This window comes from Nostoc sp. C057 (assembly GCF_013393925.1).
Taxonomy (GTDB): domain Bacteria; phylum Cyanobacteriota; class Cyanobacteriia; order Cyanobacteriales; family Nostocaceae; genus Nostoc; species Nostoc muscorum_A.
Window position 1 is genome coordinate 6,380,581 of the sequence record NZ_CP040281.1, and the last position, 19,178, is coordinate 6,399,758.

The window sequence follows — 19,178 nt, forward strand, 5'->3', positions numbered from 1 at the left end:
TTCTTTTCCCACAGGATAGAACCTTGGAGGGAAATCAAGTGATAATCAGCTATTTACTTATTGGAAATCGCTGTAGTAATAAACCAGGAAGCAGAAAATCATTTTCAAAAAATGGAGAGTTAAAGCTTTAATGCCTTCAGCTTTTTGTAAGTCGATAAATTGCTTTTCTATTGGTTGTATATTTTTTGTATTTTCTGCTAACTCAGTTGCACAAAGAGCGATCGCTAACGTGTAGCTTTTCATCAGGCGATACATCCAAAGCGTAAATAATTGCCAAAGTTTGTTACAAAAAATGTCCTGTGGGGAATTCTAAACTGACTAGAAAAATTCCCTGAAAAAGTGATGAGCGCAAAAGTGGATGTAACTGTAACACTGTCAGGCTACCAAATTAGAGAGCAACTATACTCAGGTTCACGTACACTTGTATATCGCGCGGTCAGAGAAGCAGATAACCAAGCAGTTGTAATTAAGCTTTTAAAACGAGAGTACCCCAGCTTTAGTGAACTCGTACAGTTTCGCAACCAATATGCCCTAGCCAAAAACCTAGAGATTCCTGGAATTATTAAGCCCTACAGCCTAGAACCCTATAATAATGGCTATGCTTTGGTGATGGAAGATTTTGGTGGCATCTCACTGCGGCAATTTATTAAGGAACAGCCGCAACACTTAGAGCAATTTCTAATTATAGCCCTACAACTAACAGATATTCTGCACCAGCTACATCAACAACGGGTAATTCATAAAGACATTAAACCCGCTAATATCCTGATTCACCCAGACACCAAGGTGTTAAAGCTGATAGACTTCAGCATCTCCTCCTTGTTACCGAGAGAAACCACCGAAATCCAAAATCCAAATGTCCTGGAAGGGACTCTAGCTTATCTATCACCAGAACAGACAGGACGCATGAATCGGGGGATTGACTACCGCAGCGACTTCTATTCATTGGGAGTAAGTTTCTTTGAGCTACTGACAGGAAAAGTGCCTTTTGATGCTCAAGACCCGATGGAATTAGTGCATTGTCATATTGCAAAACTTCCTCCTAATGTTTGCGATGTCAACTCTGAGATCCCTTTGGTTGTGGGAGAGATCATCCATAAGCTGATGGCGAAAAATGCCGAAGACCGCTACCAAAGTGCGTTGGGACTAAAACATGATTTGCATCTATGTATAGAAAAACTGAACGAAATAGGGAAAATTGAGCATTTCGCGATTGGAAAGCGAGATATAAGCGATCGCTTCGTAATGGCAGAAAAACTCTATGGCAGAGAGCAAGAAGTTAAAATATTACTAGAAGGATTCGAGCGGGTTGCCAGTGGGACATCGGAGTTCATGTTAGTGGCGGGGTTCTCCGGCATTGGTAAAACGGCAGTGGTGAATGAAGTACATAAACCCATTGTCCGGCAACGTGGCTACTTTATTAAAGGCAAGTATGACCAGTTCAACCGCAACATTCCCCTTAGTGCCTTTGTCCAAGCCTTCCGTGACTTAATGGGGCAGTTGTTAGGCGAAAGTGACACCCAATTAAAGCAATGGAAATGGAAGATTTTGACAGCGTTGGGGGAAAATGCCCAAGTAATTATCGATGTGATTCCTGAGTTAGAGGAGATTATTGGGCAACAATCCCCAGTGGTGGAACTATCAGGTAATGCTTCTCAGAACCGTTTTAATCTGTTGTTCCAAAAATTTATTCAAGTATTTACTACAGTTACACATCCCTTGGTGATGTTTTTGGATGATTTACAGTGGGCAGATTCAGCATCACTAAACTTGATTCAGGTATTGATCGGACAAAGAGAAAGCGGCTTCATGTTATTGATTGGTGCATATCGTGATAATGAAGTGTCGCCTGCTCATCCGTTGATATTGACGTTAGAAGAAATCAAGAAAGCTGGCACTACAGTCAATACAATCACACTGGCTCCCTTGAGTCAAGAAAGTTTAAATTCGCTAGTAACAGATACATTGCAATGTCCAGCAGCGATCGCTCAACCTTTAACCCAGCTAGTTTATCAAAAAACTCAAGGAAACCCCTTTTTCAGCACACAGTTTCTCAAGGCGCTACATGAAGAGGGAGCTATTGAGTTTGATCCTCAAGCTGGGCATTGGCAGTGTGATATTAGTGATGTGCAATTGCTCTCTCTGAGAGATGACGTGGTAGAGTTCATGGCAATGCAGTTACAGAAGTTGCCAGTTGCCACTCAAAATGTCCTGAAACTCGCAGCATGTATTGGTAACTCTTTTGATTTAGCAACACTGGCAATTGTCTATGAAAAGTCTCAAGCTGAAACTGCTACTGACTTATGGAAAGCCCTTCAGGAAGGATTAGTAATTCCCAGCAATGATATTTACAAGTTTTATCAGTCAAAATCAGAATTGTTGATTGAGGATAATGGACAGATCGAAGCAGATAATCAGGTGATTGCTTTCTACAAATTTCTGCACGATCGCGTCCAACAAGCTGCTTATTCACTCATCCCCGATAACCAAAAACAACTGATGCACTTAAAAATTGGGCAATTGCTTTTAAGTGTAATGAATGAAACGGAAAAAGAGGAAAAAATCTTCGAGATTGTTAATCAATTAAATAAAGGAGCCGATTTAATTGTCTTAGAAACAGAACGGGAGACATTAGCGAAGCTAAATCTAGCTGCTGCACAAAAAGCAAAATCTGCAACCGCTTACGTTGCAGCAATTGAATACACCACTAAAGGCATACAACTTCTCACAGCAAATTGTTGGCAGCAATGCTATGAGCTAACGTTGGCTCTACATGATTTAGCCGCAGAATTAACCTGTCTGAGCGGTTACTTTGGGCAAATGGAGCAGATAGTTGATGAGGTACTGCAAAATGCTCGTCAATTACTAGACAAAGTGAAAGTCTATGAAGTGAGAATTTTGGCTGATGTCGCTCAGAGTCAGCAACCCAAAGCCATTAAAACCGCTCTTTCTGCTTTGAAATTATTTGGAGTGTCGTTTCCAGAGCAGCCAACTGATGCAGATATTACTGAAAGTTTGCAACAGACTCAAGATATATTAAAAGAAAAACATTTAGAAGATTTGTTGGAACTGCCTGAGATGAAAGACCTCCGAGGTCTGGCAGTGATCCGAATTTTAGCGACTGTAACAGCAGCAGTCTATCAAGCGGTTCCAGAATTGCTGCCGTTAATCGTGTGCAAGCAGGTGAGGTTATCGGTTGCTTATGGTAATGCTGGGGTATCAGCACAGGCTTATGCTTGGTATGGAGTCATTCTGTGCGGTATTGGAGAAATAGATTTAGGCGATCGCGTTGGTCAACTGGCAATGGGACTACTATCACGCTTCGAGAGTAGAGAATTTAAAGCCAGCACGATTAACATGGTTTATCCTTTCGTGAAGCCTTGGAAACATCATATTCAAAATTCACTCGCTCCTTTGCTTGACGGATACCATAGCGGTCTGGAGATGGGTACTTTAGAATATGCTGCTTACTGTGCCTACAATTATTGTTCGCTGTCCTATTTTCTCGGCAAAGATTTGTCAATCTTAGAACCAGAGATGAAGGTTTACAGTCAGGCATTAGCTCAAATTAAACAGGAAGTTGCTCACAATTACCTAAGAGTCTTTTACCAATCTGTCTTAAATTTACTGGGACAGAGTAAGTGTCCTTGGGAAATTAAAGGTGTGGTTTATGACGAAGAAATGATGTTGCCCAAGCATCAGCAGGCGAACGATCTCTATGCAATGGGAACACTGTATATTAATAAACTAATTCTTTGTTACTTGTTCAATGAGTGGGAACAAGCAACAAAAGTGGCAGTTAATGCCAAACAATATTTACATGGTGTATCCGGTTGTTTCATGATTCCGGTGTTTCACTTTTACGGTTCATTAACTCATCTGGCGATATTATCCAATGCCCAAGGTAAGGAATGTAATAGTTTGCCCCAGGAAGTTGTTGGCAACCAAAAGAAGCTCAAAGAATGGGCAAACCACGCCCCTACAAACCATTTACACAAATTTTATTTGGTGGAAGCAGAGCAGTATCGGGTGTTGGGGCGAATGTATGAAGCAATGGATTACTACGATCGCGCGATCGCATCCGCCAAAGCAAATGCATATATTCAAGAAGAAGCCCTCAGCAATGAACTCGCAGGCAAATTCTACCTCGAATGGGGCAAAGAAAAACTCGCCCAAGCATATATGCAAGAAGCATATTACTGCTACGCCCGTTGGGGAGCTAAAGCCAAAGTAACTGACTTGGAACAGCGCTATCCTCAGCTTTTGACCGCAATTGTGCAACACCCGCAACCATTACTTAGTGCATCTAACACAATTTTTGCCCCATCTTTTCATTCGACTCAAACCTCTAGCTCCAGCAATATTACAGAATCGCTCGATTTGGCAACCATTCTCAAAGCCTCTCAAACTCTTTCTGGTGAAATTGAATTAGAAAAACTCCTAATGATGCTGCTTCAGATAGTAATTGAAAATGCTGGGGCAGAAAAATGCGTGTTAATGCTGCTGCGGGACAATCGCTTGTTGATTAAAGGGACTGTCAGCGTTAATACTCAACCCATCGTTCTGCAAAGAATTCCAGTGGAGGAAAGCCACGACATTCCTCTGAGAGTGATTTATCACGTCAAACATTCCTTACAACCTGTGGTGTTGGCGGATGCCACTAATCATCCAGTCTTTGCCAGCGATACTTACATTTTGAGCCAACAGCCAAAAAGCATCTTGTGTAATCCGATTCTCCATCGGGGTCAATTCGTAGGTATCCTTTATTTGGAGAATAACTTGACGACTGGGGCATTTACTAGCGATCGCGTCGAACTGCTTAACCTGTTATGTACTCAAGCCGCTATTTCTCTAGAAAATGCCCGACTTTATGAGCAGACACAACAAACACTGGTAGAACTGCGTGCCAGTGAAGCCCGCTTCCAGAAGGTGGTTGACAATATTCCAGGCATGGTATTCCAATTCTGTCTGGCTACCGATGGCTCTTTTTGGACACCCTACGTCAGTTCGGGTTGCTATGACCTGTATGAGGTTGATCCAAAGGCAGTGATGGCAGGGGTACACAACATTCACCTCATGGCGCATCCAGACGATTCCCCAATGCTGGGACAGTTAGTTGCTGATTCTGGTCGAATGTTAACGCCTTTTAGTCACGAGTGGCGAATTGTGACTCCTTCAGGCAAAATCAAATGGATTCAATGTGTTTCTCGACCAGAACTGCAAGCTGATGGCTTGATTGTGTGGGATGGGGTGGTGATTGATATTAGCGATGTCTACGACGAGCTTCGTTTACGCAAACAAGCGGAAGCCGCACTTCAAGAGAAAGAGGAGTTTCTGAGCAGCATTTACAACGGAGCCGAAATAGTCATCTTTGTTGTGGATGTGTTGGATAACGATCGCTTCCATTACGCCGGATGGAACGCTGTTGCGGAACGAGCCTCTGGAATTCGTAGTGCTGATGCCGTAGGCAAAACGCCCACTGAAGTCCTTGGGGCAGCACAGGCCCAGACTATCCAACAACGGCTTGCTGAGTGCGCCAGAACGGGAATGCCCCTTTATTATGAGCATTGCCTAACCTTTGATGGGCAGGAAACCTGGTGGTTTATCAACTTCAACCCACTCAAGAATACTGAGGGACAGATTTACCGGGTGATTGGCACAAGCTTTGACATTAGCGATCGCAAACGTGCCGAAGCCCAATTAAACCAGCGCACAGCAGAATTAGAGCAAACTCTGCAAGAACTCCAGCACACCCAAACCCAGATGATCCAAGCTGAGAAAATGTCAGGATTGGGGCAATTGGTGGCAGGTGTTGCCCATGAAATCAACAACCCAGTCAACTTTATCTTCGGCAATCTTAGCCATGCAAATGAATACACCAAAAATATTCTGAGACTCCTGGAACTTTATCAGAAATATTACCCAATTCCCGACTCTGAGATTCAAGAAGAAGCCGAAGCGATGGACTTGGAGTTTTTAGTAGAAGACTTACCCAAACTTATTTATTCCATGCGAATTGGAGCAGAACGCATTCAAAAAATTGTTGTCTCTCTACGCACTTTCTCGCGCATGGATGAAGCCGAGATGAAAGAAGTCAATATTCATGAGGGCATTGATAGCACACTGATGATTCTGCAACATCGACTGAAAGCGAAACCTGATTCTCTTAGCATTGAGATTGTCAAAGCTTATGGAGAGTTACCGTTAGTCGAATGCTATGCCGGACAACTCAATCAAGTGTTTATGAATCTTTTGAGCAATGCCATTGATGCCCTAGAAGAAGCGAACGCTCAAGACCAAACCTTAACTCCTACGATTACGATTAGCACTTGCCTGGTAGAAAGCAAACAAGTTGTCATTAAAATTGCAGATAATGGCCCCGGAATTCCTGCTCATATCAAGCAAAAATTATTTGATCCATTCTTTACGACAAAAGCTGTCGGCAAAGGTACAGGAATGGGACTTTCTATTAGTTATCAAATTGTGGCTGAAAAACACAAAGGCACACTACATTGTGTTTCCGAACCGGGACAGGGAGCCACATTCATTGTGATGATTCCGATTTGCCAATCTTGATCTGTGCGAGTGCTACCACAGCTTGAACTAACTCTTCTGGATCGAGGGGCTTGGTAACGTGGCGTTGATAGCCACTGGTTATAGCTCGCTGGTAATCATCAACTCTGGCATAAGCAGTCAAAGCGATCGCGGGAATTTGTCCGCCTTTTTCGGGGGTTAAAGTTCGGATCTGTTGAATCAAGGAATAACCATCGACTTCAGGCATCCCAATATCACTGACTAACACATCGGGTTGAAAGGACTCCAGGTTTGCTAACACTTCTGCGGCAGAAGCAACAGTCAAGACTGTAGCTCCGTATTCAGTAAGCAATACTGTTAATAGCTCACGGGCATCGGGGTCATCATCCACTGTCAGAACTCGAATTCCCGTGAGTTCAAGTCCTGGTTGTGGCAACTCATCTGTCTGCTTGATTTCTGGTTGAAGATTCAGCAGTGGCAACTGGACTGTAAAGGTGGCTCCCAAGCCAACACCCGGACTGTCAGCCATGATGGTGCCGCCGTGAGCCTCAACCAACTGCCGGACGATCGCTAATCCCAATCCTAACCCGCCATACTTGCGAGTAATTGAAACATCTTCTTGACGGAATGACTCAAAAATATACGGGAGAAACTCAAGGTTAATGCCTTTACCAGTGTCACGGACGATAATCTGTGCCTGCTCATCTACTTGCTCTAATCGGATTTCAACCCGTCCTCCCTTGGGGGTAAACTTGATAGCATTGGAAAGTAAATTCCAAACGATCTGTTGTAAGCGGTTGGAATCTCCAGAGACTTGCCCAATATTTGGCAGCACCGGATGCAACGAAATTGATTTGGCAATGGCTGCTGTAGTTACCGTATCGATCGCAGATTCAATAATAAATGCCAGATTCACAGGTGCAGCATCTATGGTGAGTTTGCCGCGCAGAATCTTGGCAACATCCAGCAAGTCATCAATCAGTTGAGTTTGCAGTTTGGCATTGCGTTCAATGGTGGCTAAAGCTTCAGCTGTTTTGGTTTCACTAAATTTACGGGTTTGCAGCAGTTTTGTCCAGCCGAGAATTGGGTTGAGAGGCGATCGCAATTCATGGGAGAGAACCGCCAAAAATTCATCTTTGATCCGATTGGCGCGTTCGGCTTCTGCTCTGGCTGCTTGTTCTAGCTGAAATAGGCGATCGCGTTGGATTTCAGCTTGTTTGCGATCGGTGATATCCTGTACATTACCCACCATCCGTACCGCATTGCCCGCAGCATCATAGAAAACTTGACCTCTAGCCGCTAACCAGCGAATGCCATCAGGATGTATAGTGCGGAAGTCATCTTCATAGTACTCTTCCTGTTGCTGGATGGTGCGACTCACCCCTTCATTAGCTGAGATGCGATCGTCTGGGTGCAGGAGACTTAACCACAGTTCATAGGTGATTTCCTTTGTGGTTGGGTCAAGCCCAAACAGATTGACGTACTCTTCAGATACATGAGCGCTATTGTGGATAATGTCCCAGTCCCATAATCCCGATTGCGTCGCTTTGTACGCCAATTTTAACCGGGCTTCGCTCTCCTGCAAGAGGAGTTCTATCTTTTTGCGATCAGTGATGTCTCGTGAAATCAACAAGATTCGTTCTAGTTGCCCGGAAGCATCCAGAATCGGGCTAACGACCACTTCCCACCATTTGGGAGTGCCTTTTACAGTTGGGCAGTATCCGCGAAAAATGTTGACTTCACCTGTTTTAGCGGCAGCGAGTGCTTGCTCTGCTTGTTGTTGATAGCTGCCTTTCCAGAAACAGAGCCATTCAGTATTGAGATAGGAATTTAAGTCGTCAATTTCCATCAAACATAGTCCACCTGTATTCATATACAGCAGCCGCCCGTCGAGGCTTAATACTTTGATACAGTCAGAACTACTATCTAAAATACGGTTCTTAAATTCTTCACTCTGGCGCAAAGCAAGCTCTGCCTGTTTGCGATCGGTGATATCAAAATGGATGCCTGCCATTCGGAGTGGATTGCCCTGTTGATCACGCAAAACCACTTTTCCGTGGTTGGCAATCCATTTCCACTCCCCAGACTTGGTTAACATCCGATATTCAAATTTGTAAGACACTGAATCGTCCTGAAGATGGGCATTCAACCGTTCCATCACCCAAACTTTATCGTCAGGATGAATCAGTCGCTCCCAACTGTTAAAGTGCCCAGGTAGCTCTCCTTGCTCATATCCCAGCATTTCCAGCCATCGTGAACTTAAATAATCTTCATTGCTAACAATGTTCCAATCCCATAGACCGCCACCAGAACCTTCCAATGCCATTTGCAGGCGTTCTTCACTGTCTCGCAGGGCTTGTTCTGCCTGTTTCCGTTCGCTGATGTCTTCGGCAATACCTGCAAAACGATAAATCTCTCCTGTTTCATCTCGAAGCCCAAAACAGCGATCGTGAACCCAGCGAATACTACCATCGGGTAAAATAATCCGGTATTCTTCATCAAAGTTACCTGCGACAGCTTTTTCATGAAACGCTCTGTCTGTCGCTTCTCGATCTTCTGGGTGGATACGATCGACCCATGCTTGTTGTCCTTGATACAATTCCTGGGGGTTCAATCCCCACAGGCGTTTATATGCAGGACTAACATAGCTGACTCGATTTTCCAACACTTCTTTGATCCAGAACACCACATCAATATTTTCTGCAAGCTGCCGAAAACGTTCCTCACTCTCACGCAGAGTTTCGGCTGACCGTTTGCGTTCGGTGATATCTAGATCGATACCCGCCATCTGAATCGGTTGTCCGTGTTGGTCGTAGAATACCTTACCCTGGCTGAGTGCCCACCGAATCGTACCATTAGGATATACCACTCGAAATTCAATGTCATAGTCTTCTCCGGTGGCGATGGCACGAGCGACGACTGCTAGAACGCGATCGCGATCGTCAGGGTGGACTCGCGCGGCAAACATCTCGAATGAGCCGTCAAACTCTCCTGGCTCCAGTCCAAATGAGGCTTCCAGGTTATCCGACCAGGAAATTTTTCCCGTTTGGATATTCCAGTTCCATGTTCCCATCCGAGAAGCTGATAGTGCTAATCGCAGCTGTTGTTCGCTTTGGCGTAGTTCTGCTTCTACCTGTTGACGTTCTTTTAGCTCACGCTGGGCCTGCTGATACAGTTCTGCCTGTCGTAAGGCGATACTCATCTGAGTTGCCAACTCTTTAAGCAAGTCAATTTCTAAGGGCTGCCAAAATCGCGGGGAGGTACAATGATGAGCAATTAGCAATCCCCAAAACTGGTTGTCTTGCAGAATTGGTACAACCAGATGAGCTTTGACTTGAAACTGTGCCAACAATTCACCGTGGCATGGGTCAATACTGCTGTCATGAATGTCCGATGCTGCCGTTACTTGCCCCTGATAATAGCCTTCGATATAATTCTTGATAAAGGCGGGATCGTAGCTGACAAGTTGCGGTCGATTGGAGGTGATGTAGGTCTCAGCTAAGAAGGGATCTTGGATAGTAGAGGAAAGAAGCGATCGCCACTCTGTCCCAACCGATTCTGCCACTACTGTCCCATCCCCACCAGAATTTAACCGAAAAATCAGGACGCGATCTGTGTGGAGAAACTGCCGCACCTCGGCTACTGTTGCCTGAAGAATTTCATCCAGATTCAGAGATAAGTGAATTTGCTGGGTAATTTGCGCGACTACGCGCTCTCGTTCAATACGCTGTTGCAGTTGGGTGCGTAGCCGCACTGTTTCAATTGCCCCATTGATTGCTATTTGTAGCCCTTGTGCGGTAATTTGCTCTTTGACAATATAATCTTGTGCGCCGGCTTTCATCGCCTGAACTGCGATCGCCTCATTGCCCTGCCCTGTGACAACAATCACAGGTAGGCACTGATTTTGAGTTGAGGTTTGCAATTTAGCCAGAAATTCTAGTCCGTCTATGTCAGGCAGTCGATAATCAAGTAAAATGGCATCTGGTTGGTGTTGCTGGAAAAGTTCTAGCCCTTGCTGTCCCAGGGTTCCTTCTAGGAAAGTGTAAGAATATTCGCGATCGCGCAACAAATACCGCCGATATAGCTCTCGATCTTCTGGGGAATCATCGACAATTAAGAGGGTGCGCTGTTGCTGAGACATCGTGAATTAATTGAGCGGATAGAGTTCAAGCCCACATTCCGCAGGTTATCATAGAGAGATAACTATTTTTGAAATAGCGCTAAAATCCTCATCCATGTAAGAATTTTACCATACCCTCTATTTTATGACTTTAGGAAAAGTCTATGATAAAAGGGCGATTACATATAATACTCCTTCTGTTAGTAGTTTACTTGGACTTGTGTGTACACCGTAGCCGACTCGGAGAGGGAAAGAGTTAAGACCTGGTTTCGATATCGTATAACTGGCATAGGGTGAGGAGTTTTTGTTTAAGGCGATCGCGCACATTTTCAGGTAATATCACAACACAATCTGGCGCATACTGCATAACTTCCCGTATAAACCAAAATGTACTAGATACTCGCCTAATCACTCGTCGAACTTTTGGTTTATCTGGTAGCCATTCATGGATATCATCTTCTGGTTTAGCTTGATAAGCAAAAGCCAAATTTGCTAATAAGTGCATTTCTACTTTTATCTCATCCAAATTAGTACGCCACTCACCGGAAATTGAAATCACCGCCGCATCCGTAATTCGGTCTAATCGTAAACTCCAGTTGTGAACCAGTTCTGGGATATCAAAGTTTCCTTCTGTTTCTTCACACCAGCAATCAAGATATTGTCGCTTTTCGTGGGGTGCTACTTTGGCGTGGCGAACCGTAAAGTTTAATAAACGTCCAGTTGCATCTTGATAGGAAAGCTGAAAGGGCTGTTCGCGCAAGATGTAGCGGTCTATTTCTAAGCGCCAAGATGGGGGCAAATTCTCTAAGAAACGTTCGATTTCGCCTCGCAACGGTAATGATAGTTCGCTGCGTTCGAGAAGTAAGTTTGCAATGATTTGGGCTTGTTCAATTTGCCCGATGTCTGTCAACGCATTGATACATCTGTGTAATGCCCTGATGCGTGGTTCTTTCCAATCGTTATTGTTACCGATGAGTAACTTACGTTGAGCGATCGCTTTAATTAACTTAGAGATGTTAGGGTCTTCTCCCCACATCATACCGAATTCACGAGCGATCGCTTCTAGCTCGGCTTTATCACGTTCTGATATCGACAGTGTAATAGATTGACCTTTTCGACTCATTCAAAATGTCCGTATACTTTGTACAGATTTTCTCTTGTCAACTTCTATTTTGCGTGCCACTATGGATTTTAACAACCAGTTACGGACACTATTTAAGTGTATGTCCGAAAATTACAGAATTACTCTCAAACCTGTTTACTCCCAAACCGTCCCAACACCTGACGGGGTTAAATTACCTAAAGATTGGTTGCTTTCTTGGCATCAAGCCGCAACTTTAGAAGCATTGCGCGATCCAAATATTGATGTCGTGTTCAACACTGCGATGACTGGTGATGGTAAAAGTCTAGCGGCTTACCTAGAAGTTCTTCAGGGTGAATTTTCTGCGATCGGACTTTACCCAACCAATGAACTCGCCCGCGATCAAGAAACGCAGATTAAAGGATATGTTGAGAAATTTCAGCCAGAGAATCAGCCGCGTGTAGTGCGCCTCAGTGGGGCTGATTTAGAGATTTATGCTGAAAATGAAGGATTGAAAAAAGGAGCTGCGATCGCAACTCTCACTAACCAAAGAGAAGCATTATTAACTAACCCTGATATTTTTCACTACCTGCATAGAGGTGCTTATATAATTCGCGGCGATAGTCCAGATAAGCTATGGGGCAGAATTGATAAAGATTTTGACTTATTTATTTTTGATGAATTTCATGTTTTTGCTGCTCCACAAATTGCTAGTGTGATTAACACAATGTTGTTAATTCGCTGTACAAATCGCCGCAAGAAATTTCTGTTTCTCTCAGCCACACCAGATACAAACTTAATTGGGCGATTAGAAAAAGCAGGATTTCGTTGTCAAGAAATTGATCCTCTAAAACAAAATAAATATCAGTTTCCCGATACACCAGAACAAGGGCAGCAACTGCAAACACAGGGCTGGCGACAAGTAGCACGAACAATTACATTGAATTTTATTCCTTTGGAACCGTCCTTTAAAGCTTCGGAAACCTGGCTAAAAGAAAATAGTGATTTGATTTTGGCTCAGTTTCAGCAGTATCCAGGAAGTAAAGCCGCAATCATCCTTAACTCTATAGCAGCAGTCAAACGCCTAACTCAATTTTTTCGGGAAATCTTACAGCCTTACGGATTGAAAGTTGGAGAGAATACAGGGCTATCGGGAAAAGGAGAAAAGGAGCGAAGCCTTTCTGCTGACTTGGTTATTGGTACTAGCACAATTGATGTAGGGGTTGATTTCAAAATCAATTTTTTAATTTTTGAATCATCCGATGCAGGTAACTTTATCCAACGTTTAGGACGCTTAGGAAGACATGACGAATATGAGAAAGATGGCCAAAAAATTAAGTTTGGGAACTTCACAGCTTTTTCTTTAGTTCCTAACTTTTTGGTAGAGCGCTTGTTTAAGGGGGATACTCCACCATTAGAAGTGAATAGTATTTGCGATCGCCCCTTTTTTCACAATACAATTACTGAGAATTATCGACAAATCAACGATTTTCGTGGTTATTATCGTCGATGGGGCGCTGTGCAATCATTTTGGCTGTTTTATCAGTTGAGCGATCGCACAATTAAACAACAGTATGCCCAAAGCCGAGACAAGTTTCAAGAAGCCTGTGAACAAGTATTTGAAACTAGTCTGAAGTCTGCGGCTGGACGTGTTTCGGGATGGGCGAAAGATTGGCAAGCGCTTTCTGGTAAATCAGCAAATCCTATTGCTGAGGATGCTGCTAGTTTTCGAGGTTCAAGTCCTTTGCAATGTGGTTTATATGATTTAACGGAAGACAACGAGGCAGATAGGTTTAAAACCTACGATTTACCGGGTATTTTGGGAAATTTAGAAATTGAAATATGGACAGAAGCGGCATTTATACGGACACTCAAAGAAACCGCAGAACGCACGGGACAACCTATTGCCAAAGGTAGATTTGCTCATTGTCTAGCATTTATGAAGTTGCGTTCTTACCGAGAGGAACGGCTGAACTGGAAGTTTACCTATTCTGGCAACTTGCAGCCAATTGCTGACGCTTGGAAAGTTCAGGTTTTGACAGGTGTGGAAATTTGGCAACCTGATAACCATTGGGTTGGGGAAATTAACAAACGCCTAAAAAAGGAAGGTTTGGTTTGTTACGTGATTCGCCGTCCTCTTGCTGAAGTGCGGATGCGGCTAAGGCTACCGATGAATTTTCAGATTTATGGCATCAGCGATCAGTATAGCTTTCATGATGCTACTGCACCGTATGCGATCGCTTTTGGTCACTCTGCGCTGCTGCTGGATACGCTTGCTTATACGTTTAAAAGCAAAGGAGATGAGATATGGGTTGTTTGAAAATTTTTTAGGAGGGTTTCAGACCGCAAATAGTAGGTCATGTTTCAATCCCTAGTAGGTATTAGTATTATTGCTCAAAATTATGTTGAGTAGATGGCTTACCCTCCCAGCTTTAGCATACCAGAGTAGCAACAGAAGGCTAATTTATTAAATATAAATACTCAAAAATATTTGAGCGCTTTTGCTATGGTCATGACTAACTAATTGCATTACCATGTGAGTAATCCTTGTAAGGTAACTCACCATGCCCAACGAAAACAATAACCCTAATCAAATCATTGTGGTAATAAATGCAGAGTGCAACCAGATTAGTGTGTCGCTGTCTATTCCTCTATCCAACGAGGTGAATCTAGTACAACAGCACAATGCCATTCAAGACCATCAGCTATCTGATCTTGAGAATCGCATCAGTGCTTTAGAGACAAATTTCGGACACCAAGTTTGTCGAAATGAGGATTTACAGGACATAGTGAATTTTTGTTACCCACAAGATTAGGATGCTGTTTGGAGTGTACACACCATAAAACAACCTACCGTCACTACATAGCTAAACATGGACGAACAATATCTAATCACAGTCAACCCTAAAATCTTTGACGGTAAACCAATTATTCGAGGTCGTCGCCTTGCAGTTGAACATATTTTAGAGATGCTGGCGGCGGGAGATACTATTGAAACCTTGCTAGAAGCTTATCTCTGGTTAGAACGGGAAGATGTACAAGCCTGTTTGATCTATGCACCTCGGCTAGTTAGTCATGAACGAGTTGAACCTTTTCCGTTATGAGTAACCCTATTTCAGACAATTACAGACATTTGCTAATGGAAATAAAACAGCGTATTCGTTCAGCCCAGTACGAAGCACTAAAAGCAGTTAATCGGGAAATGATTAACCTCTACTGGGACATTGGACAGATAATTGTTACTCAACAGCAGGGCGCTAGTTGGGGAAAATCCGTAGTCGAACAGTTAGCAAAAGACTTACAAGCAGAGTTTCCAGGAATTAGTGGATTTTCTGCTGCTAACCTCTGGCGGATGAGGCTTTTTTATGAATCCTATGTCAACAATGAAAAACTCGCACCAATGGTGCGAGAAATTGGATGGAGTCACAATCTAGTCATTGTAGAGAAGTGCAAAGATGACCTAGAACGGGAATTCTATATCAGAATGACTCGTAAATTTGGCTGGACAAAGAATGTTTTGATTCACCAAATTGAAAATCAAACCTATGAAAAGACTCTGTTGAATCAGACTAACTTTGATAAAACTGTTCCAGCAGAAATCCGTAACCAATTAAAACTAGCCGTCAAAGATGAATATACTTTTGATTTCTTGGAACTAGCAGATGAACACAGTGAACGCCAGCTAGAACAGGCAATTTTAACAAGAGTTGAACCATTCTTGCAAGAAATGGGTGGGATATTTGCTTTTATCGGTAGTCAATATCGGCTAGAAATTGATGAAGAGGAATATTTTATAGATATTTTATTATATCATCGCCGCTTAAAGTGTTTGGTAGCGATAGAACTGAAAATTGGTAACTTTTTACCTGAATATGTAGGCAAGATGCAGTTTTATTTAGCTGTTTTAGATGACACGGTAAAGCTACCTGATGAAAATCCTTCCATTGGAATTATTCTTTGCAAGTCTAAGCAGAGAACGATTGTTGAATATGCGTTGAGGGAATCTAATAAACCAATTGGTGTAGGTACTTATCAAGTGGTTTCAACATTGCCTCAAGAATTAAAAAATCAGCTTCCGGCTCCAGAGCAAGTTGCCAAGTTGCTAGAAGGCGTGGAGTAAAAAAATGGAGTTTGAAAATGTCTAATGATGATTGGTTATCAGGTGATTTTGGTTTTGATGGTGATTCTTCAGACCGCACTATTGAAACCGAAGGCGAATTATTAACACTCAAGCTATTACGAGAGGCAATTCAGGCTCAAAATCCAGATGATAAAGTAATGGCAGATTTTGGTGAATATGTTTTACCAAATCTGTTGCGGATAGCCATTGGCGTAACTGCAAAAGGCGGTAAGTTTTTTGATGAAATTGACCAACAGCGAGAAGCTGAAGGAAAAACTAAAATCAGACGAGATAATGCTGCTGATCAATCCCTTAATACTCACTTACTCAATGGATTATTCCCAGCAAATTTAATTGAGAAACGTTTAGAAAAACTTAATACCACAGTGCAGCGAGTGGTGAAAGAGCGAGAGCGCAGGTTAGTAATTGCTGGATTTATTTTACATGATTTTGAAAAATTTCCTGATGTACCTGAAAACTGTCGCAAGCTACCGTTAGCAGAACATCGTGAAATTATTGATAAAAAAGTTCATCAGTTAGGACTAGATAACTTTATAAATCCAGAAAATACTGAAGCTTATCGAGAATATCTAGATGATTTGTTGTGCATGGCTTATAATGCTCAACGTCGCTGGGATACTAACTGGAATTTTTCTGAATTTGGGTTGAATCCTCTTCTCAAAGACCGCACGCTTCGCAGTTTATCTGATTTAACTTGTTTGGCTGATTCTCTCGCCTCAATTGTTAAACATCCTCAAGATGCAGAACATCCTAGACTCAAAGAAATCATCCACAGCCTCAGTGATGGACAATTAAAATTTACCTATCACAGCATTGCTGAGAACCGTGGTGTTTTAACTAATGTGGTGAATAATGCTTTAATTCAGGCTCATACTAGTCTTAATACTGATGAGCATACTTACTATGAACCTTTGTTATATCTGCCAACAGGCGTAATTTACTTGGCTTCGCGCAATGCTCCAGCTATCTCGCCGGAAGATTTACCAGACCGTGTAGTTAACAGTATTAAATCGCTTTGTGCAGGTCAATTACGCCTCAGACAAACAGGATTTGGTAGAGATGGTAAAGGCATGAAATATGCCGAATATTACAACTTATTTTTTGATGACATAGGCTTGATGAAAGTAGCCTTAGATGCTACATTACGCATCTTAAACCCTAATAAAGGCTCTGTTGCTAAAAGTCGCAGCGAAAATCTGAATAAGTTTCAGCAACAAAATGTTTTATCTGCGGATTATGACTTCAAATTTGAAGACGATATTCGCATTGACCAAATAGCAGAATTTGGTGATTTAGTTAGCCGGAAGATTTGGGAAGAAACAGTTAATCGCGTTGATTCTGCTCGTAAGAAAGATAAAAAGCTGCCAGCAGTTCCCGATTTTGATTTAACTCACAAAGTTGCAGAATTTTGGAATTTAGCAGAATATTTACCCCAAATTAGAGAAATTCAACACATTAATGAAAGTCTGAAAGAAAACAAGTTAAAGGGGAATACTGGAGGAGTACCTTATGAATGGTATTATCTGGCGGCTAAATATTTAGAACATCATCCAGGAATTGAAGATGTCCGCGAAGCTTGTCAGCAAGTCATTGACTATTTGACAACCTTAATTTCTCCAATAATTTCTCAGTATGAATTACCTGATGGTTGGGATGATTTAAGGATGTGGGTAAAACGAGTTGTGATGTTACCAGGCACTAATCAAGAGCCATCTGTTAAAACTCAAGTTGAAACATTTCTAAATGAGTTAGACAATTACAATGCTGCGAAAAAAGCAGGGCGAGGGAAACAATTAATCTGCTCAATTTCTCATTCTGCTTACACGGTTACTGAGCAAATGGAATCAGCAGTTTTATTTACGCCACAAGTTTATACAAATAAACAAATGTTAGGAGGTTCTAACGCTAAACGCAATATCTCCAGTATTGCAGGTGTGGAGATGATGCTGAGGCAAATCTTGATGAATCAAACTCAAGCTGTAGGTAAGCGATTTGAAGATGGTAAATATCGCTATCTCTACTTTTATCCTACTTATTACTTTACTCCAGAGACTAATAAGTTTTTGCAGAAAGCATACAATGGTATTGCTCAAACTCGCTTTGATACCAGCGTTCGCAATCATTTTATCAGTAAAGATTTACAGGCGGATTTGGGGCGCGATCGCTACCAAAGTGTAGATAGTTTCTTAATCGATGAAAACCTCCAGCGTGATAAGGATCGCACGTTTAAACTTTCCTATCCTGAAGACCAGCCTTTAACATTTTACTTCATGGCACTGCCGCCAGGAAGAGACAGCACCGATACAGAATCATGGGTAATGCCAACTTGGTTAGCGTTTGCTTTCCCGATGATTTTAGATGTTAAAACTGTGGTTTCTGAGTCACCGATTCCACCTTTTAATGATGGGGCTGAGTTTGAGGAAAGCGTTTTCCTTGATAGTGCGCCTCATGCTTTCCGGGCTTTAGTAAGGCGCGATCGCTTCCGTCTTGACTACATCCTCGAAGGCTGGAATGAAAACGGTATTCAATACCCAGCACCTTTAAATGTGCTTACCGCCGCTTATGCCATTCATTTAGATGTGAATGCGCGACAGGGTAAGTCTGGTTACGATGCCAACTGGGGAAGATTTACAGAACTGGCTAAAGATTTTGAAACTAGTCCGTTGTACGTCTTTTCTTATCTCAATCGCTGGGTACGTAACCAGGGTTCGGAAACAGCGCGAATCGAGAAAATTCGGCTTTATGCCTATCATTTTTATCCTTGTTTTGACCCTTGTGTGAAATATGACACTAATATGGAGCAATTAATTGTGGGAGAAGCATCAAGTCTGAATCATCCTAAGAAATTAACAGATTTATACCGCAGATTTTACCGAGCTAATAAGCGTTATAATCCTAAGTCTAATGCTGTGTTGAAACCAGTTGATATTGCGGCTGAAACTATACTCAAAGCTGAGTCAAGTGTGTTTCAGGGAGAAACATTAGTTGTGGCTGTTGCAGCAGAAGTTTTTAAACTCATGGATCGCGTTCATTCTTCTACTGCTGAAGGACGTTGGATTATGAGCAAACGAGAGGAAGAACGGCAAGCTGTTCTAGATTTTGCCAAGTATTTTGTAGTGGAGGTATTTGATAACGCATTTGCAGGCGATCGCGCTCGTTTAGCAGGCCGTCAACTCAACTTAATTAGGGATACTTGCGAATTTCTTTATCGTCTTGAAGATGACAAAGAAAATGCAGGAAAAAATGAAAATATTCCTGTAATAGATGATGTTAAGGAACCGGAATAAATTCTTCTAGAAGTA

General features: G+C 42.5%; 9 protein-coding genes. 6 read left to right on the top strand and 3 right to left on the bottom strand.

Annotated elements, in window-relative coordinates; all coding sequences use genetic code 11:
• Nucleotides 1-57: 57 nt before the first annotated feature.
• Nucleotides 58-243 carry a hypothetical protein gene (locus FD724_RS27220; RefSeq protein WP_179074758.1) on the bottom strand — a complete coding sequence of 62 codons (186 nt, stop codon included), beginning with the start codon at nucleotides 241-243 and terminating at the stop codon, nucleotides 58-60.
• A gap of 99 nt (nucleotides 244-342) precedes the next feature.
• On the opposite strand from FD724_RS27220, the gene FD724_RS27225 reads away from it, so the two are divergent.
• Nucleotides 343-6,576: an AAA family ATPase gene (locus tag FD724_RS27225; RefSeq protein ID WP_179074759.1), complete on the top strand. Its 6,234-nt coding sequence runs from the start codon at nucleotides 343-345 to the stop codon at nucleotides 6,574-6,576.
• Here the strand turns inward: FD724_RS27225 and FD724_RS27230 are convergent.
• On the bottom strand, nucleotides 6,545-10,675 hold the full coding sequence (locus FD724_RS27230; RefSeq protein WP_179074760.1) for a PAS domain-containing protein: 4,131 nt from the start codon (nucleotides 10,673-10,675) through the stop codon (nucleotides 6,545-6,547). The genes FD724_RS27225 and FD724_RS27230 overlap by 32 nt on opposite strands.
• A gap of 235 nt (nucleotides 10,676-10,910) precedes the next feature.
• Nucleotides 10,911-11,777 (bottom strand): WYL domain-containing protein, encoded by an 867-nt coding sequence (locus tag FD724_RS27235; RefSeq protein WP_179074761.1) that lies wholly within the window; start codon nucleotides 11,775-11,777, stop codon nucleotides 10,911-10,913.
• A gap of 100 nt (nucleotides 11,778-11,877) precedes the next feature.
• On the opposite strand from FD724_RS27235, the gene cas3 reads away from it, so the two are divergent.
• The 5 genes from cas3 (at nucleotide 11,878) to cas10d (ending at nucleotide 19,163) form a co-directional block, all read left to right on the top strand.
• Nucleotides 11,878-14,055 carry a type I-D CRISPR-associated helicase Cas3' gene (cas3, locus tag FD724_RS27240; protein WP_179075640.1) on the top strand — a complete coding sequence of 726 codons (2,178 nt, stop codon included), beginning with the start codon at nucleotides 11,878-11,880 and terminating at the stop codon, nucleotides 14,053-14,055.
• A gap of 244 nt (nucleotides 14,056-14,299) precedes the next feature.
• Entirely contained in the window at nucleotides 14,300-14,551 is a 252-nt protein-coding gene (locus FD724_RS27245) for a hypothetical protein (RefSeq protein ID WP_179074762.1), read from the top strand.
• Between the two features lie 57 nt (nucleotides 14,552-14,608).
• Nucleotides 14,609-14,839 (top strand): DUF433 domain-containing protein, encoded by a 231-nt coding sequence (locus FD724_RS27250; RefSeq protein WP_179074763.1) that lies wholly within the window; start codon nucleotides 14,609-14,611, stop codon nucleotides 14,837-14,839.
• Entirely contained in the window at nucleotides 14,836-15,855 is a 1,020-nt protein-coding gene (locus FD724_RS27255; RefSeq protein WP_179074764.1) for a YhcG family protein, read from the top strand. The genes FD724_RS27250 and FD724_RS27255 overlap by 4 nt, the downstream gene beginning before the upstream one ends.
• Nucleotides 15,856-15,872: 17 nt before the next feature.
• Entirely contained in the window at nucleotides 15,873-19,163 is a 3,291-nt protein-coding gene (cas10d, locus tag FD724_RS27260) for a type I-D CRISPR-associated protein Cas10d/Csc3 (RefSeq protein WP_179074765.1), read from the top strand.
• Nucleotides 19,164-19,178: the final 15 nt, after the last annotated feature.

What these genes read in the sequence shown, in the direction of transcription:
- cas3 (WP_179075640.1), top strand. Translation starts at nt 11,878, where the DNA reads ATGTCCGAAAATTACAGAATTACTCTCAAACCTGTTTACTCCCAAACC.
- FD724_RS27235 (WP_179074761.1), bottom strand. Translation starts at nt 11,777, where the DNA reads ATGAGTCGAAAAGGTCAATCTATTACACTGTCGATATCAGAACGTGAT.
- FD724_RS27255 (WP_179074764.1), top strand. Translation starts at nt 14,836, where the DNA reads ATGAGTAACCCTATTTCAGACAATTACAGACATTTGCTAATGGAAATA.
- FD724_RS27250 (WP_179074763.1), top strand. Translation starts at nt 14,609, where the DNA reads ATGGACGAACAATATCTAATCACAGTCAACCCTAAAATCTTTGACGGT.
- cas10d (WP_179074765.1), top strand. Translation starts at nt 15,873, where the DNA reads ATGTCTAATGATGATTGGTTATCAGGTGATTTTGGTTTTGATGGTGAT.
- FD724_RS27225 (WP_179074759.1), top strand. Translation starts at nt 343, where the DNA reads ATGAGCGCAAAAGTGGATGTAACTGTAACACTGTCAGGCTACCAAATT.
- FD724_RS27245 (WP_179074762.1), top strand. Translation starts at nt 14,300, where the DNA reads ATGCCCAACGAAAACAATAACCCTAATCAAATCATTGTGGTAATAAAT.
- FD724_RS27230 (WP_179074760.1), bottom strand. Translation starts at nt 10,675, where the DNA reads ATGTCTCAGCAACAGCGCACCCTCTTAATTGTCGATGATTCCCCAGAA.
- FD724_RS27220 (WP_179074758.1), bottom strand. Translation starts at nt 243, where the DNA reads ATGAAAAGCTACACGTTAGCGATCGCTCTTTGTGCAACTGAGTTAGCA.